Below are 23591 nucleotides of genomic sequence, written 5' to 3' on the forward strand. Positions count from 1 at the left end.
AGCGGGCTTGCCCCGCGTTGGGCTGCACGGCGGCCCCGGCTCTACCGGTTGAATCGTATTGGCCGGACCAGGAGCGCTTCGCACTCCAACGCGGGGCAAGCCCGCTCGCCACAAAAGCCCACATGCCACAGAATTTGCGTTCGTTAAGCGCTAGCCGACTGCCGCAGGCCGGTACTGCAAGGCCTCCTGCAAATGATGCCGGGCAATGTTTTCAACCCGCTCAAGGTCCGCCAGGGTGCGCGCTACCTTGAGCAGCCGGTGGGCTGCGCGCAGGGACAAGGTCAGTCGCTCGCAGGCGCTTTCCAGCCAGCCTTCATCGGCTTTTGCCAGTGTGCAGTGCTCGCGTAACCCCGGCAGATTCAGAAAGGCATTGGCGCAGCCCTGGCGCTTTTGCTGGCGTTCTCGAGCCTCTGCCACCTGCGCCGAAGCCGTCGCCGTATTATCGCCAGTGTGTTGGGTCGGGTTCAGCGCAGTGGTCTCCCGTGCCACGGTCAGGTGCAAGTCGATCCGGTCCAGCAACGGCCCTGAGAGCTTGTTGCGATAACGCTGAATCTGCTCCGGCGTACACCGACAGCGCCCGCTGGGTTCACCCAAATAGCCGCAAGGGCAGGGGTTCATGGCGGCCACCAATTGAAAACGTGCCGGAAAACTCACCCGGTCGCGGGCGCGGGAGATCACGATATGCCCGGATTCGAGCGGCTCGCGCAGCACTTCCAGCACCTTGCGATCAAACTCCGGCAGCTCATCCAGAAACAGCACGCCATGATGGGCCAGGGTAATTTCCCCCGGCTGCGGTTTTGACCCGCCGCCCACCAGCGCCGGCCCCGACGCTGAATGGTGCGGTTGACGAAACGGACGGTGCGGCCAATGGCTCAACGGCGCCAGGCTGACCACTGACTGAATGGCCGCCACTTCCAGGGCTTCCTGCTCACTCAAGGGCGGCAGCAAACCAGGCAGGCGGCTGGCGAGCAAGGTCTTGCCGGTGCCGGGTGGTCCGCTGAACAGCAGGTTGTGCGCGCCCGCAGCCGCAATCAGCAGTGCGCGCTTGGCGGCAAGCTGGCCTTGCACCTCACTCAGGTCCGGGTAGGGTTTGTTCAAGTACAGCAAGCCGTCGGATTTATACGGCTCAATCGGCACCAGCCCATTCAGGTGCGCCACCACTTGCAGCAGGTGGTCCACTGCAATCACCTTCAACCCCGACGCCAGGCACGCCTCCTCGGCATTTGCCCGCGGCACTATCACGGTGCGCCCGGCCTTGCGTGCGGCCAGCGCGGCCGGCAGCACACCTTTGACCGCCCGCACCTCACCGGACAGGGCCAATTCCCCCAGGCATTCCACGTCATCGAGCATCAATGCCGGCACCTGCACGCTGGCGGCCAGGATGCCCAAGGCAATCGCCAAATCAAAACGCCCACCATCCTTGGGCAGGTCGGCGGGCGCCAGGTTGAGGGTGATACGGCGGGCCGGGTATTGCAGCGCGCAGTTGAGGATGGCGCTGCGCACGCGGTCCTTGCTTTCCTTGACGGCGGTTTCCGGCAGGCCCACCAAGGTAAGCGATGGAAGACCATTGGCCATATGCACTTCGACGGTAACGGCGGGGGCTTCTACGCCAATTTGGGCACGGCTGTGGACGATGGCGAGGGACATGCTCGTTCCTTGAGTGGGAGGCCGCTTCCTGCGGGTTTTTCAAGGGTAGACGAGGTGAGATGCTTTCGAGGGCGGGAGGTTTTACTGAACGTATCCAAAGAGCGACGCAGAACACCGTGGGAGCTGGCTTGCCTGCGATAGCGCCAGTGAATTCAACACCGCTATCGCAGGCAAGCCAGCTCCCACAGGGGCCGGGTTTATTCAGCAGCGGGTGGCGTCAACCGCGCTTCCAGCTCCGCTACCTTCGCTTCCAGACTCTCCAGCCGCGCACGGGTGCGGGCCAGCACGACCATCTGGCTGTCAAATTCTTCCCGGCTCACCAGGTCAAGCTTGCTGAAGCCGCTTTGCAGCAGCGCCTTGAACTGGCTTTCGATTTCGTTGCGGGGCAGCGGGGTTTCGCCGCTGAACAGGCGAGAGGCGTGGCCGCTCAGGGCGTCGAGGAGGTCTTTGGGCGCGAGCATGGGAAATATTCCGGAAAACTGTTGGTCGGCAGTGTATCACGCAGCGTCTATAGTCCTTTCACGGCCGCGAGCGCACGCTTTTCGCGCAGAGGGCTGGGCGGCTACGCACTGTTTTTGTGCGCATTGCAGCCGCCAATACGCCCCGCAGGTGGGCATAAGTGGGCAAAGGACTGATTTCAGTGGTTTTTACGGAGCTGGCAAGGTTTCTGCTTAGACGATCATGACCCATGCACTGATGCAGTCGCTGTGACGAATGCAGTGCGCCGACGGATCAGGGGTACAGGTTTCGTCACCAGTGGTTCGCTGGCGTCGCAACGGCAAATGCCGAGGCGACGACGCGTTACAAAGCCAGGCACTGCGCTTAGACTTGAGACGGGTTTGTTTTCCTGGGGCAAGTCCACCAATTCGGGAGAGAGTTTTCATGAAGCTAGTCACTGCCATCATCAAGCCGTTCAAGTTGGACGATGTACGCGAGTCACTGTCCGAGATCGGCGTGCAGGGCATTACCGTTACTGAGGTCAAAGGCTTCGGTCGGCAGAAGGGGCACACCGAGCTGTATCGCGGCGCGGAATACGTGGTCGATTTCCTGCCAAAGGTGAAGATTGATGTCGCCATTGACGACAAGGATCTTGACCGGGTTATCGAGGCGATAACCAAGGCGGCCAACACCGGCAAGATCGGTGACGGCAAGATCTTCGTGGTCAATCTGGAACAGGCTATTCGCATCCGTACCGGCGAAACCGATACCGACGCAATCTAAGCCGCCAAACCCCCAACGCCCCAGGAGAAAACAATATGACTCTGCGTAAATTCGCAGGGCTAGGAGCCCTGTTGTCCCTCGTAATGCCGGCCCTGGCATTGGCGGCGGACCCAGCCCCTGCTCCAGTCCTCAATTCCGGCGACACGGCGTGGATGCTCACATCCACCGCGCTGGTACTGTTCATGACCATTCCGGGCCTGGCGCTGTTCTACGGCGGCATGGTGCGCTCCAAAAACATTCTTTCCGTGATGATGCAGTGCTTCGCCATCACCGGCCTGATCACCATCCTGTGGTTCGTTTACGGCTACAGCATGGCGTTCGACACCACCGGTATGGAAGCAGGCGTCGTCAACCTCAACTCGTTCGTGGGCGGCCTGTCCAAACTGTTCCTGTCGGGTGTAACCCCGGCGAGCATCACCGGCCCTGCGGCGCTGTTCCCTGAGGCGGTGTTTGTCACCTTCCAGATGACCTTTGCCATCATTACCCCTGCGCTGATCGTCGGTGCATTCGCCGAGCGTATGAAGTTCTCCGCGATGCTGATCTTCATGGGCGTCTGGTTCACCCTGGTCTATGCGCCGATTGCCCACATGGTGTGGGGCGGTCCGGGCTCGTTGCTGGGCGACTGGGGCGTGCTGGACTTCGCCGGCGGCACCGTGGTGCACATCAACGCCGGTGTGGCTGGCCTGGTGGCGTGCCTGGTACTTGGCAAGCGTAAAGGCTTCCCGACCACCCCGATGGCACCGCATAACCTGGGTTACACCCTGGTCGGTGCAGCCATGCTGTGGGTTGGCTGGTTCGGCTTCAACGCAGGTTCTGCTGCGGCGGCCAACGGTACTGCCGGTATGGCGATGCTGGTCACTCAGATCGCTACCGCTGCTGCGGCACTGGGCTGGATGTTCGCCGAGTGGGTCACCCACGGTAAGCCAAGCGCACTGGGCATTGCCTCGGGCGTAGTAGCCGGCCTGGTTGCAATCACTCCGGCTGCCGGCACTGTTGGCCCGATGGGCGCTCTGGTCATCGGCCTGGCAGCGGGCGTGGTGTGCTTCTTCTGCGCCACCACCCTGAAACGCAAACTGGGCTACGACGACTCCCTGGACGCCTTCGGTGTGCACGGTATCGGCGGTATCCTCGGCGCGATCCTAACCGGCGTGTTCGCAGCGCCTTCGCTGGGCGGCTTCAACGCGGCCACTACTGACATCGCGGCGCAAGTCTGGATCCAGTGCAAAGGCGTGGGCTTCACCGTGATCTACACGGCCATCGTGACTTTCATCATCCTCAAGGTGCTGGACATGGTGATGGGCCTGCGGGTGACCGACGAAGAAGAGGCGGTGGGCCTCGATCTGGCGCAACATAACGAGCGCGGCTACAACTTGTAAGTACGCGAAAAAAAGATGCCCGGCTTGCCGGGCATTTTTTTGTCTGGTGTTTGTCTGTGGCTAAAGGCGGATGGGTTTTTTGCCGAGTTTGTGATGGGATCCACACGGCACTTTTGAGGATGCGAAAGTCTTACATGCATGTAGGCGTATTCGACACTTTGTTTTTTCCCAGACCGCGCTAGAATGCGCGCCGATGGGCGGAGAACTGTATGTGGCAACAGACCCTGATTACCCTGCGGGCCAAGCCCCGGGGCTTTCACCTGGTAACGGATGAGTTGCTTGCCGGCATGCCTGAGTTAAAGGCTTGCCGAGTAGGCCTGTTGCATTTGTGGCTGCAGCACACCTCGGCCTCGTTGACCATCAACGAGAATGCCGACCCGGCGGTTCGCCGTGACTTCGAGCGTTTTTTCAACTCGCTGGTGCCGCAAGGGCGTGCAGGGTTCGAACACAACGACGAAGGTCCGGATGATCTGCCGGCGCACTTCAAGGCCAGTCTGCTGGGCTGCCAGTTGAGTTTGCCGGTCAAGGCCGGCCGCTTGGCGATAGGGACTTGGCAAGGTGTTTATCTGGGCGAGCACCGTGATCATGGCGGTGCTCGTAAAGTCCTCGCCACCTTGCACGGTGATGGGGCATAAGCCACTGGTTATCCAGTGGATGTGATTTTTTTCCGGCGACCTCGACAGAGGGTGAAGCTGGGCTATAACTAATCTGCTTTTCGCAAGTCATGAGGTAGAACATGAGCGACGATGATCTGGAAAACGACGACCTTGAAGTAGGCGACGACGACGAGGCTGAAGAAGGCCTTGAAGCGGCAGCTGAAGACGTTGCTGACGACGACGGTGGCGATGATGCACCCGCCCCGGCAGCCAAAGGCAAAGCCAAGGCCGCTGTCTCGGTAGACGAACTGCCGAGCGTTGAAGCCAAGAACAAAGAGCGCGATGCGCTGGCCCGTGCGATGGAAGAATTCCTCGCTAAAGGCGGCAAAGTGCAGGAAGTCGAGGCCAACGTGGTGGCAGACCCACCGAAGAAGCCGGATAACAAGTACGGCAGCCGACCTATCTGAGGTCAGCAGACTGCTTGTAAGAAAAAGCCCGCCGTCGCTGCGGGCTTTTTCATGCCTGAAACAAATTCTTAAAATTCATTGCATAGCCCTGTGGGAGCTGGCTTGCCTGCGATAGCGGTGGGTCAGACAGACCGCTATCGCAGGCAAGCCAGCTCCCACTTTGAATCTTCAGCGTGACTGCCAGCTGCGCAGCAGCTCCGGCAACTCTGTCAGGCTACGAATCTCTGCATCCGGCTGTTTATCCGCTTCCCACGGTTTGCCCGTCGGGTTGAACCACACCGCGCGAAGCCCGGCCTGCTGCGCACCGGCGATGTCATCGCCAGGATGATCGCCAATATGCACGGCCTGATTTGCATCCACGCCACCGCGCTGCAAGGCTTCCTGAAACAGCCGCGCATCCGGCTTGGCAATGCCGATATCCTCGGCGCGCAGGGCAAAGTGGAAGTAATCCGCCAGCCCCACGCGTTGCACATCGGCATTGCCGTTGGTGATCACGCCCAGCAGGAAGTGCTGGCGCAACGCCTTTAGCATGGGCTCCGCTTCCGGGAACGGAGTGAGCTGGTGACGGGCGTGAATAAACGCCTCGTAGCACACATCCGCCATCTGCGTGGCCTCAGGCTGTGGGTAACCCGCCTCTTCAAACGCGTGCATCAGGACCTTATGACGCAGGATGCTGATGCGATATTTAAGCTCTGGATGGCGCTCCAACACCTGCTGGCGAAGGCTGGCGAAATGTTCCAGGGGCAAGTCGCCAACCTTGGAGGCGTTAAGTGCCAGCCATTCGCGCATCGACGCCTCGGCGTTGATGATGACGGGTACGTTGTCCCAGAGCGTGTCGTCCAGGTCGAAGGTGATCAGCTTGATACTCATGAGTCGCCGCCCTTGATGCGTTTGGCCCGTGGATGGGCGCTGTCGTATACCGTCGCCAGGTGCTGGAAGTCGAGGTGGGTATAGATCTGCGTGGTCTTGATATCGGAGTGGCCGAGCAGCTCCTGCACGGCGCGCAGGTCCTGGGACGACTCCAGCATATGGCTGGCAAAAGAATGTCGCAGCATGTGAGGGTGCAGGTTTTGCCCCAGCTCGCGTTCGCCGGCAGCCTTGACCCGCACCTGAATCGCCCGTGGCCCCAGGCGTCGGCCTTGCTGGCTGACAAACACCGCATCGTCGGCCGGGTTGGTCAACAGGCGCAGCGGCAACCACAGCTGCAAGGCTTCGCGGGCCTTCCTGCCCACCGGCAGCACACGGGTCTTGCTGCCCTTGCCGAGCACTTGTACCAGGCCGTCCGCCAGGTCCAACTGATCCAGGTTCAGGCCGGTCAGCTCCGACAAACGCAGGCCCGAGGAATAAAACAGCTCAAGAATCGCCTGGTCACGATGGGCCAGGAAGTCATCCTCAACGGCGCCGTCCAGCAGTTGCAGGGCGCGGTCGGTGTCGAGGGTCTTGGGCAGGCGCCGTTCGCCCTTGGGCGGCGACAGGCCGTTGGCCGGGTCGTGGTCGCACAGGCCTTCACGGTTGAGGTAGTGATAGAGGCCGCGTACCGCTGAGAGCAGGCGCGACAGGCTGCGCGAAGACTGGCCCGCCTGGTGCAGGCGCGCGATCAGGCTGCGCAGGCTCTGGATATCCAGCGCCTTCCAGCTGGTGATCTGTTGTTTTTCGCAGTACGCCAGGACCTTGTTCAGGTCCCGTCGATAGGCTTCCAGGGTGTGAGGCGACACCTGGCGCTCGTTGCGCAGGTGAGCGCAATAAGCGTCCAGTTGCCGTTCCATGGCTAGCGCACCGCGCGCAGGGTGGTGGTGTGGCGGGGCAAGACGCGACCCAGCACTTCGGCGATGTAGGTCAAGAACAGCGTGCCCACCGAGCTTTTGTAGTGCGCAGGGTCACGGCTGGCAATCGCCAGCACGCCGTGCAAGCCTTGATGGCTGAGGGCGACTACGGCGGTGGAGCCGATCTGCTTGCGCTGTTCGGCGCCAAACAGGAAATCCAGCTCGTGTTCACGCAAGGTGCCGCTGATGGTCTTGCCTTCCGAGAGCAGGCCGCCGATTGCGGTTTGCGCGTCGCTGCCGCTGACCCAACGGCCCACCGGCATCGGGTTGTCGCTGAACAAAATCAGGCTGACAAACGGCACCTGAAAGTCCTGGCGCAGGCTGTCTTCCACGGCGATGACCGTTTCTTCCAGGCTGTTGGCGTCCATCAGGGTCAGTATCAGGCGGCGGGTCTTGTCGAACAAGCGGTCGTTGTCGCGGGCCACATCCATCAGGTGTGAAAGCCGATGGCGCATTTCGATATTGCGCTCGCGCAGGATCTTCATCTGCCGCTCCACCAGCGACACGGTATCGCCACGCTGGTGGGGGATGCGCAGGGCGGGCAGCAGTTCTTCGTGTTCGACGAAGAAGTCCGGATTAGCCTCAAGGTACGCCGCGACAGCAGCGGCCTCCAGACTTTCGCTTGGGGTTGCTTGGGCGGGTACTTGAGGCTTATCGGTCATTAGCTTGGCTCACTCATAGACGGACCTGTCCTTCGTATACACGCGAGGCCGGCCCGGTCATCATCACCGGGTGGCCAGGCCCTGCCCACTCGATGGACAAACGCCCACCCGGCAGGTCGATCAATAGGGGCGAATCCATCCACCCCTGGCTGATCGCGGCGACGGCTGCGGCGCAAGCACCGGTGCCGCACGCCTGGGTTTCGCCGGCGCCGCGTTCCCATACACGCAGCTGCGCGCGGGTACGGTCGATCACCTGCAAAAAGCCCACATTGACCCGCGCTGGAAAGCGCGGGTGATGCTCGATCTTCGGCCCCAGCTCATGCACCGGGGCGTTGTTGATGTCGTTGACCCGCAGTACGGCATGGGGGTTGCCCATGGAGACGGCAGCGATGTCGACGATTTTGCCTTCTACATCCAGCGCGTAACTGGCGGCCTGCTCGGTGGCCTGAAACGGAATATCCGCTGGCACCAGGCGTGGCGCGCCCATGTTGACGCTGATCTGGCCGTCGCTGCGAATGTCCAGCTCGATCACGCCGCTTTTGGTCTCGACACGAATCTGGCGCTTGGCAGTCAGGCGTTTGTCCAGCACAAAGCGCGCAAAGCAGCGCGCACCGTTGCCGCACTGTTCCACTTCGGAGCCGTCGGAGTTGAAGATCCGGTAACGGAAATCCACCTCCGGGTTGCTCGGCGCCTCGACGATCAGCAATTGGTCGAAACCGATGCCGGTGTGCCGGTCGCCCCACTGTTTGGCGTGCTTGGGCAGGATGTGCGCGTGCTGGCTGACCAGGTCCAGGACCATAAAATCATTACCCAGCCCGTGCATCTTGGTAAAACGCAGCAGCATGGCTTACTCCGGCAGCAGGCTTTCGCCAGCAAACAACTCGGCTACCGTCTCGCGGCGACGCACTTCAAACGCTTGATCACCGTCCACCAGCACCTCGGCGGCACGGCCGCGGGTGTTGTAGTTGGAACTCATGACAAACCCGTAGGCACCGGCCGAATGCACGGCCAGCAGGTCACCTTCTTCCAGGGCCAACTGACGATCCTTGGCCAGGAAGTCGCCGGTTTCGCAGATCGGGCCGACGATATCGTAGGTGCGGCCTTCACCCTCGCGCGGGGTTACGGCAGTGACGTCCATCCACGCCTGGTACAGCGCCGGGCGGATCAGGTCGTTCATCGCCGCATCAACGATGGCGAAATCCTTGTGTTCGGTGTGCTTGAGGTACTCGACCTGGGTCAGCAGCACGCTGGCGTTGGCAACGATATAACGGCCCGGCTCGAACATCAGGGTCAGGCCGAGGCCTTCGGTGCGCTCACGCACAGCCTTGATGTAATCGGCGATCAGCGGCGGTTCTTCATCGCGATAACGCACACCCACACCACCACCGAGGTCGATGTGTTGCAGGTAGATGCCGCACTCGCCAAGGCGATCGGTCAGCGCCAGCAGGCGATCAAGGGCGTCCAGGAACGGAGGCAGGGTGGTCAGTTGCGAGCCGATATGGCAGTCGACACCCAGCACTTCCAGGTTCGGCAGCTGTGCGGCACGGATGTACACGTCCTCGGCGTCGGCAATGGCGATGCCGAACTTGTTCTCTTTGAGACCGGTGGAGATGTAAGGGTGCGTGCCGGCATCGACGTCCGGGTTGACGCGCAGGGAGATCGGCGCGCGAACGCCCATCTCGGCGGCGACCACTTGCAGGCGCTCCAGCTCGTCGGTGGATTCGACGTTGAAGCAATGCACGCCCACTTCGAGCGCGCGGCGCATGTCTTCGCGGCTTTTGCCGACGCCCGAGAAGACGATCTTGTCAGCCTTGCCGCCGGCAGCCAGAACACGTTCCAGCTCGCCACGGGAAACGATGTCAAAACCAGCGCCAAGACGCGCCAGGACATTCAGTACACCCAGGTTGGAGTTGGCCTTGACCGCGTAGCACACCCTGTGTGGAACGCCTTCCAGTGGGTCGGTGAACGAGCGGTATTGGGCTTCGATGTGCGCACGCGAGTACACATAGGTCGGGGTGCCAAACTGCTCGGCAATCGCGGACAGCGCCACGCCTTCCGCGAACAGCTCGCCGTCCCGGTAGTTAAAAGCGTCCATGATGTTCCCTTAGTAAGTGTCGTGCTTATGCGCTTTCGCAGCTTTCTGCGACGACTGTGCCTGGTCGTTCGGGTCTTTGCTGTCATCGGGCAGGTACAGCGGGCCTTTTTGACCACAGGCACTAACGAGGCAAGCGACCGCGACGAGCGCAGCAAGGGAAGAGATCAGGCGCTTCATGGCGAAATCCTTGAATATGCATTAATTGCGCCCGAGTATACCGACCACCCGGCAGCTTGCCTATGCGCCGTAATACCCGTCCGGCGGGGGTTTGCCGAGCATGTCGCGATTCGGCCTACGCTAAATGAGGATATTTCACGCGGCTGCGGGTAATGAAATCGGTATCCTTTGCAATCATCATGGCGCGTCCGTATCGTGCGCCGCTTGAGCGTGACCAGACACTTTTCGAGGTTCCCACAATGAGTTTGACCGAAGCCCGTTTTCACGACCTGGTGGATTCGACCCAGCAGGCGCTGGAAGATATTTTCGACGACAGCGGCCTGGATGTGGACCTGGAGAACTCGGCTGGCGTGCTGACCGTTAAGTTTGAAAACGGCACCCAACTGATCTTCAGCCGTCAGGAGCCGCTGCGTCAGCTATGGCTGGCGGCGCGTTCGGGTGGTTTTCACTTCGACTACAACGAAGAAGACAAAAACTGGCAGTGCGATACCAGCGATGAGCTGTTAAGCGAAATGCTCGCACGCCTGGTCCAGGAACAAGCCGGCGCCGAGCTGGACTTCGACGAGATCTGATCGTGACCCAGCCTGCACCTGTACGCCCACCCAAGCCGCTGTTCAGCAATGTCAGCCCGGCAGTGCCGTCACCTTGTATCAGTTTGTGTCGCCTGGACGAGCAAAAAGTCTGCCTTGGCTGCTACCGGCACGTGGAAGACATCCGCGAATGGCGCTCCGCCGACGATGCCCGGCGTCGAGTGATCTGCGCCGAGGCCGAACAGCGCAGGGCGCGCGCCTGAGGCCGTCTTGTTTATTTGTGACGCTGTGGTAGTGTCCGGGTACGCCTCAACTCATCGAGGCCCGTGAGAACCCCGCCTTTTCCTGGCGGGGTTTTGCTTTTTTGTGCAGAAAAAAGGAGTCTGCCTGAATCATGACCGCACCTTCCATCATTCTTACCCGTCTTGACGTGCAGCGTCTGGAGCAATTGATCGACCGCTTGGGCGACGACTCTCCCGGCGCCGAAGCGTTGCAAGCCGAACTCGACCGCGCCGAAGACGTGGTTGGCCACGATGAAGTGCCTGCGGGTGTCGTGACCATGAACTCCAGCGTGCATTGCCGTGAGCAAGGCAGCGGCAAGGACTACCACCTGACCCTGGTGTACCCGAAGCACGCGAACGCCGATGAAGGCAAAATTTCGATCATGGCTCCGGTAGGCAGCGCCTTGCTTGGCCTGCAAGTGGGCCAGCACATCGACTGGCCGGCGCCGGGCGGCAAAACCCTCAAGCTTGAATTGCTCAGCGTCGAAGGCCAGCCCAAAGATGGCGGCGCCTTCCCTCTCTAAATCTGGCTCAGCGCCGCATTCAGCGACAACTCCAGCTCGGCCTTGTAACGCAGATACAAGTTGCTCGGGCTTTGCACATCACCGAGCAGGCCGGACAGGTCCAGGTCGGTGATGTAGCAGCGGTAAAGCTCGGTCTCCCGGCGTTGCCCGACGATTTCCTGGGCGACCACGGCAAACAGTTGGTCGCCGAACTCCAACTCCGAAAACTCCCGTTGATTGCAATACAGCGTGATGCCGACCTGGCCGGGTGCGGCCTTGCCGATAATCGCCTGCACGTCATAAAACGGCTTGTTGGTCGGGTTTTGCGGCACCGGCCGAGGCTCGATGCCGCGGGCGCGGTGGCTGCCTGACGGCAACAGTTGGTAATACAAAGTCTGCACTTCACCTAGCTGTTGCTGTGTATCCAGCGGTGCCAGGGCTTCGCGACGATAGATGATCGACTGCAGGAAGCGCTGCAGCGGCGCCAGCAGGCTTTGCTCATCATGAAACGGCAAGCGTTGCTGCCACAGCGCGTTGAACTCATCCAGCACATACAGCTCGGCGAAGCCTTCATTGACCCGGTAGAACACCTGCACACAATCAGCCATGCCCATGGGCAGCAGCAGGGCCAGGTCGTGGTCTTCCAGCGCCATGGCATCCAGGTGCAGCGGGCTGTAGCTGGCCAGTTCTTCGCTGAGGTAGGCGATCAGCGCATCCTGGGTCAGCAGTGGCACGTGAGTGGCCTGGCCCGGCGTCAGTTCCATCACGTGATAGTGCTGCTGCACCTGCAGGAGGTAGCGGTGATTGGACTGGCTCAGCAGCAGGTTCTGCACGGTGTCGAAAATTTCTTCCACCCGCTGGGCAATGAATTGCGCACGGTTGTGGCAGAAGCAGCGCACCCGCAGGCGTGGCAGGTGGTTCGGCGGCAGTTGGTTGAGGTAGTCGCGCAGGCAGTCGAGCAGTGCATGGGGGCCGTCGTAGCGGCTGACCAATACCTCGTTCCAACTGTTGAGCGTGACCTGATCCAGGGTCAGCACCAGGTTGTCGCGCACACCGGCGTAGCTCAGGGAGTCAGTGCGCTCGGTGGTCATCAGGATATTCAAGTCGCGGTGATGCTTGAGCGGGTCGACGCCGACGTTGATCAGCAACAGCACCTCTTCCGGTACCGCCGAGCGCAACAGGCGGTCTTCATCAACGCTGGCCAGGGGCAGGGCGATGGTCTGTTGCAGGCAGCCCAGCAGGTTGAACAGCTCGAATTCCGTCATGTCGCTGACGCCTGGGTGCAAGGCCAGGCGCGTGCTGCTGTCGATCACGCCGTTGCGATGGCACCAGGTGAGCATTTCCAACAGGTCGCGGCTGCGCTTGATCGGCGCGAAGTGCTCCCATTCCAGCGCCGTGAGGTTGCCGTTGTACAAGCCCCAGTGGTGCTGGCCGGGCTCTTTGCGGTTGGGCGATTGCACCAGGGTCAGGGTGTCTTCGGCCAGGTCCGGGGCGATGCCGGGGTTGATGAACTCGACCTTGCCGGCTTTACGCTCAAACGCGGCATACAGGCGCCGACCCAGCACATTGAGGTCGCGCTTGTTGATCAGGCTGACGGTCTGCTCGGTGCGAGCGAACTGGGTGAGAAAGCGGTAGCTGTAATTGAGTTCGCTGACCAATGCGCGGCGCTCGGAAGCCACCTGGCGCACTTTCCACTGGCTGCGGCTGTCCAGCAAGGCCAGTTGGCGCTGGTCCCAACCCCATTCATGGGCCAGGCGTTCCAGCAACAGCCGCTGCCAGCTGGTGCTGCGTTGGCCGGCGCTGAGCTTGCGATTGACCTTCAGGTACAGCGCGCGGCGTACCAGCTCCAGGCGATCGGGTTCATTGCGCGCCCTGAGGTATTCCTCGATGCGACGGTAGACCACGATGTACGGGTCCAGCTCGTCCAGGTCCATCTGGTTGGCAAACACCGCACGTTTGAAGCGCAGGCTCAGGCAGTGCACGTTCGGGTGTTCGCTGGCGTACACCTCGGTCAGCAGCAGCTTGAGCACCGATTTGTAAGGCGACTCGATGCCCTTGAACAGTTGCCACAACCCCGCGCCGATAAATTCGCCAGGCGGGATGTGCGCCAGGTGGCCGAGGTCGAGGGTTTCATCGGCGCGGATAAAACGTTTGGAGATCAGCGCGTGGGTGAACTCGGCGTAACGGGTTTCTTCATAGACCGGCACCAGCCACCAGATGGGCGTGCGCCCGGCGAGCCAGATGGCGGTGCGGTAGAACTCATCCAACAACAGGTAATGCTGGGTGGTGCCGCAATCGTCAGAGCTCAGTTGCGTATCGCGCTCGCCTGAAACAAAGCGCGTCGGCTCGATCAGAAAGAAATGCGCCTCGGCGCCCATGGTCAAGGCCCAGGCTTCCAGCAACTGGCACTTTTTGCGCAGCTCGGCCAGTTCGTTCTCGCCAAGGTCCGGAGCGTGGCAGACCCACACGTCCATGTCGCTCTGGTCCGCCTGGGCCAGGGTGCCGAGGCTGCCCATCAGGAACAGGCCATGGATCGGCCGCGGCGGGTTGCCATGGCGCGGCTTATAGGAGAACGAGCGGGTCAGGCGCTGGGCTTCGGTGAGGGCCTGGGCGTCGGGTTCGAAATTCGACAAGCCTGCCGGCGTGCTGCTCGAGACGTAGCCGGGCAACAGCGGGTGGTTGACGTGGAAAAACAACGGCAGCAGGGTCAGCACGTTTTGTTGGCGCGGCGTCAGCCCTTCGACGGCGCGGGCCATGCGGCCTGCATTGAGGGCCATGAAGCGCGCACGCAACTGGGCCAGCACCTTGCGGTCGATGCCTTCGTCCAAGTCGGGGCGGATTTCATGGGTGCGGGTCATTTCTGGGTCGTTGGCTCGCAGAGCCCGACGTGGGCGGCCGTGTAGGAGTTTACAGCCAGAAGCGTAGGAGGTTTAGATGATATGTGGCTTTTTGGCGTCAGAATTTTGTGCGGCCCACAGCAACGCCCTCGGAATCCGCAGCAGGCGGACCCCATGGGCGACAGTAAGGTGTCAGGCAGCTTCTTTGGTAGTGGCGGTAGTCAGGATAGTCAGCAGGGTTTGCGCTTGCTCGGCAGCGTCGCGGCCGAGGCTGGTCAGGTAGCCCCCATCCGGCTGGTCGATCAGGCCTTTGGCATGAAGGCGTTTGGCAGCGGCGATGGCAGTAGGCGCGGCGGTCTGGTGGACTTTCAGACCTTCCTTGGTGCTGTCCAAGGGGAAGAGTACAAGGATTTCCAGTTCGGCAACCAACTCAGGGGTATACGACATAAGGACTCCAGACTTTCTAAAATTTATTAGAGGCTAGCAGGCCATAAGGTGAACGCACTTTGCCGAACTGTCCAGCGTGTTGCTGCGTGCCCGGACTATTCCTTTTCCGGCGGCAACTCAGGCAGCGCCCGCAGTGCTGTTTCGTACCATTCGGTATTGAATGCGCGATCCTCGTCCAGCATCGCGTCGATCTCGAAAGCCAGCACGTGAGCCATGAGATTCAGGATCTCTTCACGCTCATAACCCACCAGGGTCAGTTTGTTGAACGTAGCCTTGGCGGCAGGCGGGTTGTCGCTTTCGATCTGATTTTCGATCGCTTCGATCAGTGTATTTTCGGTGAACTCTTCTTCGTCGCTGTCGATATCGGTCGGCTCGCTCATGGCAGGCTCCTCAAGGAAAGGGCGCCAGTCTACCGCCATTCAGGCAACTGATGCTGCTGGTCAGGCGGCCTGCATGGATCTATAACTCTTGCAGCCAACCCCACACCCGGCCTGGAGGCATTCGCAATGCTCAAGCTTTACGGATTTTCGGTCAGCAACTACTACAACATGGTCAAACTGGCGCTGCTGGAGAAAGGCCTGCCGTTCGAAGAAGTGCCGTTTTACGCAGGCCAAACCCCTGAAGCCCTGGCCGTCAGCCCGCGTGGCAAGGTGCCGGTGCTGGGCGTCAAGCAAGGCTTTATCAACGAAACCAGCGTGATCCTCGAGTACATCGAGCAAACCCAGGAAGGCCCGTCATTGCTACCCGCCGACCCGTATCAGCGCGCCCAGGTGCTGGCGTTGTGCCGGGAGATCGAGCTGTATATCGAGTTGCCCGCCCGCGCGTGTTTTGCCGAGGCGTTCTTTGGTATGCCGGTGCCGGATGCGATCAAGGACAAAACCAAGGCTGAGTTGTTGCTGGGGGTTGGTTCTTTGGGCCGGCACGGCAAGTTCGCGCCGTATGTGGCGGGTGAGAGCTTCACGATTGCCGATCTGTATTTCATGTACAGCGTGAACCTCGCCTGCGCGGTGGGCGAGAAGCTGTTTGGCCTGGATTTGCTGGCGCAGTTGCCGAAGGCCAAGGCCTTGCTGGAGCGCTTGCATGAGATGCCCAACGCCAGGAGGGTGGCGGCGGACAGGGAGGCAGCGATGCCGGCGTTTATGGCGATGATTGCGGCCAAGAAGTAGATATTTGGCGGCAGGGATGACGCTATCGCAGGCAAGCCAGCTCCCACATTTTGAATTGTGAACCCATTCAAGTGTGGGAGCTGGCTTGCCTGCGATGCTTTTAGCGGCTGGCGAGCAGTGCCTGGCCGCGCACAACGGCTGCCTTGACCTGCGCCGGCGCAGTGCCGCCCACGTGGTTACGGGCATTCACCGAGCCTTCAAGGGTCAGCACGGCGAACACGTCCTGCTCGATCTGGTCGCTGAACTGGCGCAGTTCTTCCAGGCTCATTTCCGCCAGGTCCTTGCCGGTGTCCACGCCGTACTTCACAGCATGGCCGACGATTTCGTGGCAGTCACGGAATGGCAGGCCACGGCGCACCAGGTAGTCCGCCAGGTCGGTGGCAGTGGAGAAACCGCGCAATGCCGCTTCACGCATGATCGCGTGCTTGGGCTTGATCGCCGGGATCATGTCTGCAAACGCACGCAACGAATCGCGCAGGGTGTCGGCAGCGTCGAACAGCGGCTCTTTGTCTTCCTGATTGTCCTTGTTGTAGGCCAGAGGTTGGCCTTTCATCAAGGTCAGCAGGCCCATCAGCGCGCCGAACACACGGCCGCTCTTGCCGCGCACCAACTCCGGTACATCGGGGTTTTTCTTTTGCGGCATGATCGAGCTGCCGGTGCAGAAGCGGTCCGGCAGGTCGATGAACTGGAATTGCGCACTGGTCCACAGCACCAGCTCTTCGGAGAAGCGCGACAGGTGCATCATCGCAATGCTGGCGGCGGCGCAGAATTCGATGGCGAAGTCGCGGTCCGACACGCCGTCCAGGGAGTTGCCGCCCACGGCGTCGAAACCCAACAGCTGCGCGGTGTATTCGCGGTCGATCGGGTAAGTGGTGCCGGCCAATGCCGCGCTGCCCAACGGCATGCGGTTGGCGCGCTTGCGGCAGTCCACCAGGCGCTCGTAGTCGCGGCTGAGCATTTCGAACCAGGCCAGCAAGTGGTGGCCGAAGGTCACAGGCTGCGCGGTTTGCAAGTGGGTGAAACCGGGCATGATGGTGCCGGACTCACGCTCGGCCTGCTCCAGCAGACCTTTTTGCAGGCGGGTGATTTCGGCCAGGATCAGGTCGATCTCGTCGCGCAGCCACAGGCGGATATCGGTGGCCACCTGGTCGTTACGGCTGCGACCGGTGTGCAGTTTCTTGCCGGTCACACCGATGCGGTCGGTGAGGCGCGCCTCGATATTCATGTGCACGTCTTCCAGGTCGACGCGCCAGTCGAACGTGCCGGCTTCGATCTCACCGCGGATGGTGGTCAGGCCGTCGATGATGCTGTCGCGCTCGGCGTCGGTCAGCACGCCGACCTTGGCCAGCATCGTGGCGTGGGCGATCGAGCCCATGATGTCGTGGCGGTACAGGCGCTGGTCGAAGGTGACGGAGGCGGTGAAGCGCGCGACGAAGGCGTCGACGGGTTCACTGAAGCGGCCGCCCCAGGACTGGTTGGTCTTGTCGGTGCTCATGGATTCGCTCGTGATCTGCTTAAAAAGAGGCGTGGAGGTGTGCCGCCGATAATAACAGGGTTGCCCGTTGAGGCGATGCTACGGGTGATCGGCATTTTTATTTGCGCCAAGGATGGCTAAGTGCCTTGCCGCCGAACGCATCCGGGACGAGACTGGGGGCAGGCGTTAATTGAAACGATATTTGACGATTGAGCAATATCGTCTCAGCGAGCGTCTACAGTTGCACTGATAGAGCGTGAATGCACCAAAGTCGGGTGATGCGGTCATAGCCCAGACTATCCATTAAAAAAGGGGGGTATTCGGATTGTGTATCAGCAAACCCTACGACGATGCCCAAAGGCAGCAGGTCTTGGGCGCAATTGAACAGGTCCGGGTAAATTTGGGTGCCGCTGCCGGGGCACTTTTTGCCGCTCGCGCTAGTCTTAGCGTGGATCGCTGTGACGCAAGTCACCGCACCTGTCTACGCTATCCTTGTGCGAGACTCACGCAGGAATCCAGCGCAATATGAATGTCCTGATCGTTGATGACGAACCCCAAGCCCGCGAGCGACTGAGCCGTTTGGTCAGTGAACTCGAGGGTTATACAGTCCTTGAACCGAGCGCCACCAACGGCGAAGAGGCGTTGACGCTGATCGACAGCCTCAAGCCGGACGTGGTGTTGCTCGATATCCGCTTGCCGGGCCTTGATGGCCTGCAAGTCGCCGCCCGTTTGAGTGAGCGAGAATCGCCACCTGCCGTGGTGCTGTGTGCCGCTCAAGAAGAGTTTTCCACCGAGACCCTGGAAGCCAGCGGTGTCAGCTTCATCGTCAAGCCGGTGGCGAGTGAAGCATTGCTCAAGGCCCTTAAGAAGGCCGAGCGACCAAACCGCGTGCAACTCGCTGCGCTGACCCAGCCGGCCGCCCAAAGTGGCAATGGGCCGCGCAGCCATATCAGCGCGCGGACCCGCAAGGGCATCGAGCTGATCCCGTTGGACCAGGTGGTCTACTTTATTGCCGATCACAAGTACGTGACCCTGCGTCACGAGACCGGCGAAGTGTTGCTCGACGAGCCGCTCAAGGCCCTTGAAGATGAGTTTGGCGACCGCTTCGTGCGCATCCACCGCAACGCACTGGTGGCGCGCGAGCGAATAGAACGCTTGCAGCGCACGCCTTTGGGGCACTTTCAGTTGTTCCTTAAAGGGCTTAACGGTGATGCCTTGATCGTCAGCCGACGTCATGTCGCCGGCGTGCGCAAGATGATGCAGCAGCTTTAGCCCAAGGGCTGTAGCGAGGCCTGCATTCCGATATCCCGGTGCGACGTGGCCAGGGAGGCCCCGCACTTGCTGATTCAAATCAAAGCGTGTTTGCCTGAGCTGTTATTATCTGCCGTATCTATTCAGTACGGATTGATCCATGTCCTCTCGCGAAATCCGCATCGCCACTCGTAAAAGCGCCCTGGCCTTGTGGCAGGCCGAATACGTCAAAGCACGCCTTGAACAGGCTCATCCAGGCCTCAAAGTATCCCTGGTGCCCATGGTGAGTCGCGGCGACAAGCTGCTTGACTCACCCCTGTCGAAGATCGGCGGCAAGGGCTTGTTCGTCAAGGAACTGGAAACCGCGCTGCTCGAAAACCAAGCCGACATCGCCGTGCATTCGATGAAAGACGTGCCCATGGACTTCCCCGAAGGCCTGGGCCTTTTTTGCATCTGCGAGCGTGAAGACCCGCGTGATGCCTTCGTCTCCAATACCTACGTGTCCCTGGATGACCTGCCGTTGGGCAGCGTCGTCGGCACCTCCAGCCTGCGTCGTCAGGCGCAATTGCTGACCCGTCGCCCGGACCTGCAGATTCGTTTTTTGCGCGGCAACGTCAACACCCGATTGGCCAAGTTGGACGCCGGCGAATATGACGCGATCATCCTTGCGGCTGCCGGCTTGATCCGCCTGGGCTTCGAAGACCGCATCACCTCGGCCATCAGCGTCGAAGACAGCTTGCCAGCCGGCGGGCAGGGCGCAGTCGGCATTGAATGCCGCACCGCCGACAGCGAAATCCATGCCTTGCTCAAACCCCTCGACCACCACGACACCGAAGTGCGTGTCACTGCTGAACGTGCCCTCAACAAGCACCTCAACGGTGGCTGCCAAGTGCCGATTGCCTGCTACGCGGTGCTTGAAGGTGAAAACCTCTGGCTGCGTGGCTTGGTCGGTGATCCGGACGGCGGCACGTTGCTCACCGCCCAGGTGCGTGGGCCACAACGTGACGCGACCGCCTTGGGTATCCAGGTCGCAGAAGAGTTGCTGGGCAAGGGCGCCGGCGCCATTCTGCAAAAAGTCTACGGCGAGGCCGGCCCGCAGTGACCGATTGGCGCGTGCTGCTGACGCGGCCCGCTGAAGAGTCGGCGGCCGTGGCTGCGTTGTTGGCCCAAGCTGGTATTTTCAGCAGCAGCCTGCCGTTGCTGGATACCGAAGCTTTGCCCGCCACGCCCGAGCAACGGGCTGTTTTTGCTGACCTGGGCCGCTATAGCGCGGTGATTGTGGTGAGCAAACCGGCTGCACGCCTGGCTGTGCAGCAATTGCAGCAGCCCTGGCCATCGTTGCCGTGGTTCAGTGTGGGCGCTGCCACTGCGCAGGTACTGGCCGATCACGGTCTCAACGTTCACTATCCGCAAACCGGCGACGACAGCGAGGCCTTGCTTCAATTGCCGGCCTTGCGCGAAGCTGCCGCGCAGCCCGGTGCCCGGGTGTTGATCCTGCGTGGCGAGGGCGGCCGGGAGTTGCTGGCTGAGCGTTTGCGTGAGCAAGGTGCTAGTGTCGATTATCTGGAGTTGTATCGTCGTTTCCTCCCGGCTTACCCCGCCGGGGCGCTGATGCAACGCATCCAGTTGGAACGCTTGAACGGCCTGGTGGTCAGCAGTGGGCAGGGTTTTTTACACCTGCAAGCCCTGGCCGGCCCCGATTGGCCGAAGGTGGCTCAGCTGCCGTTGTTCGTGCCCAGCCCTCGCGTGTCTGAAATGGCGCGGGCCGCTGGTGCAGAAAAAGTTGTGGATTGTCGCGGCGCGAGTGCCGCGGCTTTGTTAGTGGCGTTGCGCAGCGCTGCCTCATAAGGCATGCGGCGCCCACTCTCTGATACGCAAAGGACGGATACGTGAGCGAAACAACCTTGCCTAAAGATGACACCCAACCCGCACTTGATGCGCCGGTAGAGTCGCAGGTCGCCGCGCCACGCCGTGGCAATGGCCTGGCGGTTGTGGCCCTGTTGCTCGGTGCCGCAGGCGTCGCCGCCGGTGGCTGGGGGATCTGGCAGGTCCGTGCCCTGCAAGCCAGCAACCAGCAGCAGTTGGGCCAGGTACAGACCCTTGATGATCAATCCCAATCCCTCAAGCAAAGCCAGCAACAGCTGGCGGCGCGCCTGGCGCAGTTGCCTGGGGCGGACGAGCTTGAGGAGCGCCGCCGCCTGGTCGCCCAATTGCAGGGTGACCAGCAGCGTCTGAGCCAACGCCTTGAAACCGTGCTGGGCGCCAGTCGCCAGGACTGGCGCCTGGCTGAAGCCGAACACCTGATCCGCCTGGCCAGCTTGCGCCTCTCTGCCTTGCAGGACATCAACAGCGCCCAGTCACTGGTCCAGGGTGCTGACGAAATTCTGCGCGAACAGAGTGACCCAGGCGCCTACGCCGCCCGCGAGCAGTTGGCCAAGAGCCTTGCCGCGCTACGCAGTACCGAGCAACCCGACCGCACCGGTTTGTACCTGCAACTGGCGGCACTGCGCGATCAGGTCGTAGCGCTTGCGGCTATCGCACCGGAGTATCAGCTCACTGAACCTGCGTCCGAAGGGCGCTCGACCACCGATACGGAAAATCGCCTGAGCCAGTGGTGGGAGCAGATCTCTCGTTACTTCCGAATCGACTTCAACCCCGATGACAACATTCGCCCGTTGCTCGCCGGCCAAGGCCTGAATCAGGTGCGCCTGGCGCTGAGCCTGGCGCTGGAGCAAGCCCAGTGGGCCGCACTTAACGGCGAAACGGCGGTGTACAGCCGCTCGCTGGGTGAAGCGCGCAGCGTGCTGCAGGACAACTTCAATCAGGACAACCCGCAGAGCAAGGCGATGCTGGCGCGCATTGCCGAGCTCGAGCCCAAGGCGGTTTCGGTGGTGACGCCGGACCTGGCCAGCAGCCTGGCCGCAGTGCAGGCCTATCTTGAGCGCCGTCATCTGTCTGCCGATGAAGCCAAGGCGTCGGCGGGCACGCCGGCGACCCAGGAGTAGAGCCGATGAAGCGTTTTTATGTGATCCTGGTGTTGGCGGTTGCGATCGCTCTGGCACTGGGCGTGGGTATTTCGAAACACACCGGCTACGTGCTGATTACCTATCCCCATCTGCTGCATTACGAATCGAGCCTGTGGGCCACGCTGGTGGCGGTGTTTGCCGTCTTTCTGGTGATCTACCTGCTGCGTGTGCTGCTCAGCTTGCTCACCACCTCCGGTGGCGTAGTCAACCCATGGTCGCGGCGTAACCGCAGCCGTCGTGTGCAGATAGCCATCGAGCAAGGCCAGATGGACCTCGCCGAGGGCCGCTGGGCCAGCGCCGAACGTCACCTGCATCGCGCTGCTGAAGCCGAGCGTCAGCCCTTGTTGTACTACCTCGGCGCCGCACGTGCTGCCAACGAACTGGGCCGGTATGCGGAGTCCGACGGTTTGCTGGAGCGTGCCTTGGAACGCCAGCCACAGGCGGAACTGGCTGTGGCCCTGAGCCATGCGCAACTGCAGATGGACCGTGGCGACACTGAAGGTGCGCTGGTGACGTTGCAAGCGATGTACGAGCGTCACCCACATAACGCGCAGGTCTTGCGCCAATTGCAGCGTCTGCATCAGCAGCGGGGCGATTGGCCGTCGGTGATTCGCTTGTTACCCGAACTGCGAAAGGACAAGGTACTTCCCGCTCCCGAGCTGGCTGAGCTTGAGCGCCGTGCCTGGGGTGAAAACCTTGGGCTGGCGGTCGAGCGTGAACAGCAGGGCGAAGCCGGGTTGCAGTCTTTGGAGAGAGCGTGGGAGCAACTGACCTCCGCCCAGCGCCAGGAACCGCAACTGGTGTTGGCTTACGCTGAGCAACTGCGTCGGCTGGGTGCTGACACCAAGGCCGAAGAAGTGCTGCGTGGCGCAATCAAGCGCGGCTATGACAGCCATCTGATCCGGCTTTACGGTTTGTTGCGTGGCAGTGACCCGGGCCGTCAGCTGAAATTTGCCGAAGGCTGGCTCAAAGACCATCCGGGGGATGCCAGCCTGTTGTTGACACTGGGTCGCCTGTGTCTGCAAAACAGTCTGTGGGGCAAAGCACGCGACTATCTGGAAAGCAGCCTGCAAGTGCAGCGTAATCCCGAAGCCTGTGCCGAGCTGGCGCGCTTGCTGGCCCAACTGGGCGACACCGAGCGCAGCAACCAGTTGTTCCAGGAAGGTCTGGGGCTTCTGGACAGCCGCTTGCTGGCATCACCGCTGCCGGTGCCTGCGCGAGTGTAGGAATGAAGGTCAAGGTTGGCCGGACCTTTCTGAGGGCCAACCTTTCTTTATCGCGTAAAACCCGGGCGCTAAAGCTCTACGTAGCAAATTCCTACCGCCAACTGCTTGAAGTCATCCAGGTTCTGACGGCATATCCCCAGGCTGTTGCGGAATTGTCTGCTCTGGCGCGTATTGAAAGGAGTCAGGCCTTTACTCTACCGTAAGGGTCTATCTCCTGCGGTACGGATGACAATGTCTTTGGCCCCTTCACGCTCTCTGTTTCTCCTGGCGTTCTTGGCTGGTGCGCTGACGTTGGGTGCGTCTTTTTATCTTGAGTTCGGCGCGCTCTTGCGTCCTTGCTTCCTGTGTCAGGTGCAGCGCATCTTTTTGGCCGCATTCACTCTGATTAACCTGGCTGCGGCGATTCATAACCCAAAACGTTCAGGGGTCTACCTATACGGGTTGGCCAGCATGGGCTGCGCAATGCTCGGGGCCATCACTGCGGTACGCCAGGTGCTGCTACAAAATGCCGCGCCGGAGCAGGCCAATGATTGCTGGCCCAGCCTTCACTACATGATTGAAAACCTGTCGTTATGGCAAGCACTGCAACTGACTGTAAAAGGCACCGTGGACTGCGTAGAGCTCAACTGGACACTGTTTGACCTGAGCCTGCCCGAATGGAGCCTGTTGTTCTTTTTGGCGATGCTGGTGCTCGGCATCATGCAGTTTTCACGATTGTTGCCGGGCCGTCGCTTGCACCCTGCGAGGTATTGAAAATTCGCCGTAATGTGTAGGACGGGATTAAAC

27 protein-coding genes are annotated in these 23591 nt (G+C 61.1%); 15 read left to right on the forward strand and 12 right to left on the reverse strand.

Annotation, left to right across the window (positions count from 1 at the left end; translation table 11 throughout):
- Positions 1–150: 150 nt before the first annotated feature.
- Both HBO23_RS04700 and HBO23_RS04705 read right to left on the reverse strand, forming a co-directional pair.
- Complete coding sequence (locus HBO23_RS04700; RefSeq protein ID WP_138452421.1) at positions 151–1647, reverse strand: YifB family Mg chelatase-like AAA ATPase; 1497 nt, start codon at positions 1645–1647, stop codon at positions 151–153.
- 197 nt (positions 1648–1844) lie between these two features.
- The gene (locus HBO23_RS04705) at positions 1845–2108 is read right to left on the reverse strand and encodes an accessory factor UbiK family protein (protein ID WP_058421153.1); all 264 of its coding nucleotides are present in this window, start codon (positions 2106–2108) and stop codon (positions 1845–1847) included.
- A gap of 421 nt (positions 2109–2529) precedes the next feature.
- Here HBO23_RS04705 and glnK point away from each other — a divergent pair, with 421 nt between their 5' ends.
- From glnK to sutA, 4 genes are all read left to right on the forward strand, one after another.
- The gene (gene glnK / locus HBO23_RS04710; protein WP_002555808.1) at positions 2530–2868 is read left to right on the forward strand and encodes a P-II family nitrogen regulator; all 339 of its coding nucleotides are present in this window, start codon (positions 2530–2532) and stop codon (positions 2866–2868) included.
- A gap of 35 nt (positions 2869–2903) precedes the next feature.
- Positions 2904–4244 carry an ammonium transporter gene (locus HBO23_RS04715; RefSeq protein ID WP_017135897.1) on the forward strand — a complete coding sequence of 447 codons (1341 nt, stop codon included), beginning with the start codon at positions 2904–2906 and terminating at the stop codon, positions 4242–4244.
- A gap of 209 nt (positions 4245–4453) precedes the next feature.
- On the forward strand, positions 4454–4879 hold the full coding sequence (locus HBO23_RS04720) for a secondary thiamine-phosphate synthase enzyme YjbQ (protein ID WP_099550273.1): 426 nt from the start codon (positions 4454–4456) through the stop codon (positions 4877–4879).
- A gap of 101 nt (positions 4880–4980) precedes the next feature.
- Positions 4981–5307 (forward strand): transcriptional regulator SutA, encoded by a 327-nt coding sequence (gene sutA / locus HBO23_RS04725; protein WP_017135899.1) that lies wholly within the window; start codon positions 4981–4983, stop codon positions 5305–5307.
- A 168-nt stretch (positions 5308–5475) separates the two neighbouring features.
- Here sutA and HBO23_RS04730 read toward each other — a convergent pair whose 3' ends face one another.
- From HBO23_RS04730 to HBO23_RS04755, 6 genes are read right to left on the reverse strand one after another with little or no spacing between them, the layout of a single operon-like run.
- A complete protein-coding gene (locus HBO23_RS04730; RefSeq protein ID WP_170036730.1) occupies positions 5476–6177 on the reverse strand; it encodes an HAD family hydrolase in 702 nt (233 codons plus the stop codon).
- A complete protein-coding gene (xerC, locus tag HBO23_RS04735; RefSeq protein ID WP_017134991.1) occupies positions 6174–7073 on the reverse strand; it encodes a tyrosine recombinase XerC in 900 nt (299 codons plus the stop codon). Before xerC ends, HBO23_RS04730 begins: the two co-directional genes overlap by 4 nt.
- Positions 7074–7075: 2 nt before the next feature.
- Positions 7076–7792 (reverse strand): DUF484 family protein, encoded by a 717-nt coding sequence (locus tag HBO23_RS04740; RefSeq protein ID WP_056860805.1) that lies wholly within the window; start codon positions 7790–7792, stop codon positions 7076–7078.
- A gap of 13 nt (positions 7793–7805) precedes the next feature.
- On the reverse strand, positions 7806–8636 hold the full coding sequence (gene dapF, locus HBO23_RS04745) for a diaminopimelate epimerase (RefSeq protein WP_017134993.1): 831 nt from the start codon (positions 8634–8636) through the stop codon (positions 7806–7808).
- 3 nt (positions 8637–8639) lie between these two features.
- Positions 8640–9887, reverse strand: a complete 1248-nt coding sequence (lysA, locus tag HBO23_RS04750; protein ID WP_170036732.1) for a diaminopimelate decarboxylase — start codon at positions 9885–9887, stop codon at positions 8640–8642.
- Positions 9888–9896: 9 nt separating this feature from the next.
- Positions 9897–10064: a lipoprotein gene (locus HBO23_RS04755; protein WP_017134995.1), complete on the reverse strand. Its 168-nt coding sequence runs from the start codon at positions 10062–10064 to the stop codon at positions 9897–9899.
- Positions 10065–10303: 239 nt separating this feature from the next.
- Between HBO23_RS04755 and cyaY the strand changes: the two genes are divergently transcribed.
- The 3 genes from cyaY (at position 10304) to rnk (ending at position 11399) form a co-directional block, all read left to right on the forward strand.
- A complete protein-coding gene (gene cyaY / locus HBO23_RS04760; protein ID WP_099550435.1) occupies positions 10304–10636 on the forward strand; it encodes an iron donor protein CyaY in 333 nt (110 codons plus the stop codon).
- Between the two features lie 2 nt (positions 10637–10638).
- Positions 10639–10857, forward strand: coding sequence for a DUF1289 domain-containing protein (locus tag HBO23_RS04765; protein WP_056860802.1), 219 nt, complete (start codon positions 10639–10641; stop codon positions 10855–10857).
- A 131-nt stretch (positions 10858–10988) separates the two neighbouring features.
- Complete coding sequence (rnk, locus tag HBO23_RS04770) at positions 10989–11399, forward strand: nucleoside diphosphate kinase regulator (protein ID WP_017134998.1); 411 nt, start codon at positions 10989–10991, stop codon at positions 11397–11399.
- Here rnk and HBO23_RS04775 read toward each other — a convergent pair.
- From HBO23_RS04775 to HBO23_RS04785, 3 genes are all read right to left on the reverse strand, one after another.
- Positions 11396–14236: a class I adenylate cyclase gene (locus HBO23_RS04775; protein WP_170036734.1), complete on the reverse strand. Its 2841-nt coding sequence runs from the start codon at positions 14234–14236 to the stop codon at positions 11396–11398. The genes rnk and HBO23_RS04775 overlap by 4 nt on opposite strands.
- Before the next feature lie 171 nt (positions 14237–14407).
- Entirely contained in the window at positions 14408–14662 is a 255-nt protein-coding gene (locus HBO23_RS04780; protein ID WP_010207442.1) for a TIGR02647 family protein, read from the reverse strand.
- 95 nt (positions 14663–14757) lie between these two features.
- Positions 14758–15042: a hypothetical protein gene (locus HBO23_RS04785; protein WP_017135000.1), complete on the reverse strand. Its 285-nt coding sequence runs from the start codon at positions 15040–15042 to the stop codon at positions 14758–14760.
- Positions 15043–15168: 126 nt separating this feature from the next.
- Between HBO23_RS04785 and HBO23_RS04790 the strand changes: the two genes are divergently transcribed.
- Positions 15169–15828 carry a glutathione S-transferase gene (locus tag HBO23_RS04790; protein ID WP_170036736.1) on the forward strand — a complete coding sequence of 220 codons (660 nt, stop codon included), beginning with the start codon at positions 15169–15171 and terminating at the stop codon, positions 15826–15828.
- 100 nt (positions 15829–15928) lie between these two features.
- Here the strand turns inward: HBO23_RS04790 and argH are convergent, their stop codons facing one another.
- Positions 15929–17323 (reverse strand): argininosuccinate lyase, encoded by a 1395-nt coding sequence (argH, locus tag HBO23_RS04795; RefSeq protein WP_008439335.1) that lies wholly within the window; start codon positions 17321–17323, stop codon positions 15929–15931.
- A gap of 504 nt (positions 17324–17827) precedes the next feature.
- On the opposite strand from argH, the gene HBO23_RS04800 reads away from it, so the two are divergent.
- The 7 genes from HBO23_RS04800 (at position 17828) to HBO23_RS04830 (ending at position 23558) form a co-directional block, all read left to right on the forward strand.
- Positions 17828–18574, forward strand: coding sequence for a LytTR family DNA-binding domain-containing protein (locus HBO23_RS04800; protein WP_099550278.1), 747 nt, complete (start codon positions 17828–17830; stop codon positions 18572–18574).
- A 139-nt stretch (positions 18575–18713) separates the two neighbouring features.
- A complete protein-coding gene (gene hemC / locus HBO23_RS04805) occupies positions 18714–19655 on the forward strand; it encodes a hydroxymethylbilane synthase (protein ID WP_017135003.1) in 942 nt (313 codons plus the stop codon).
- A complete protein-coding gene (locus tag HBO23_RS04810; protein WP_138451795.1) occupies positions 19652–20401 on the forward strand; it encodes a uroporphyrinogen-III synthase in 750 nt (249 codons plus the stop codon). Before hemC ends, HBO23_RS04810 begins: the two co-directional genes overlap by 4 nt.
- Before the next feature lie 41 nt (positions 20402–20442).
- On the forward strand, positions 20443–21558 hold the full coding sequence (locus HBO23_RS04815; RefSeq protein ID WP_099550279.1) for a uroporphyrinogen-III C-methyltransferase: 1116 nt from the start codon (positions 20443–20445) through the stop codon (positions 21556–21558).
- A gap of 5 nt (positions 21559–21563) precedes the next feature.
- The gene (locus HBO23_RS04820) at positions 21564–22805 is read left to right on the forward strand and encodes a heme biosynthesis protein HemY (protein ID WP_138451791.1); all 1242 of its coding nucleotides are present in this window, start codon (positions 21564–21566) and stop codon (positions 22803–22805) included.
- A gap of 2 nt (positions 22806–22807) precedes the next feature.
- The gene (locus HBO23_RS04825) at positions 22808–23008 is read left to right on the forward strand and encodes a hypothetical protein (RefSeq protein WP_032865418.1); all 201 of its coding nucleotides are present in this window, start codon (positions 22808–22810) and stop codon (positions 23006–23008) included.
- A gap of 28 nt (positions 23009–23036) precedes the next feature.
- Complete coding sequence (locus HBO23_RS04830; protein WP_138451789.1) at positions 23037–23558, forward strand: disulfide bond formation protein B; 522 nt, start codon at positions 23037–23039, stop codon at positions 23556–23558.
- Positions 23559–23591 lie beyond the last annotated feature (33 nt).

The organism is Pseudomonas sp. WS 5532 (assembly GCF_012985445.1).
In the GTDB taxonomy this organism is placed as follows: domain Bacteria; phylum Pseudomonadota; class Gammaproteobacteria; order Pseudomonadales; family Pseudomonadaceae; genus Aquipseudomonas; species Aquipseudomonas edaphica.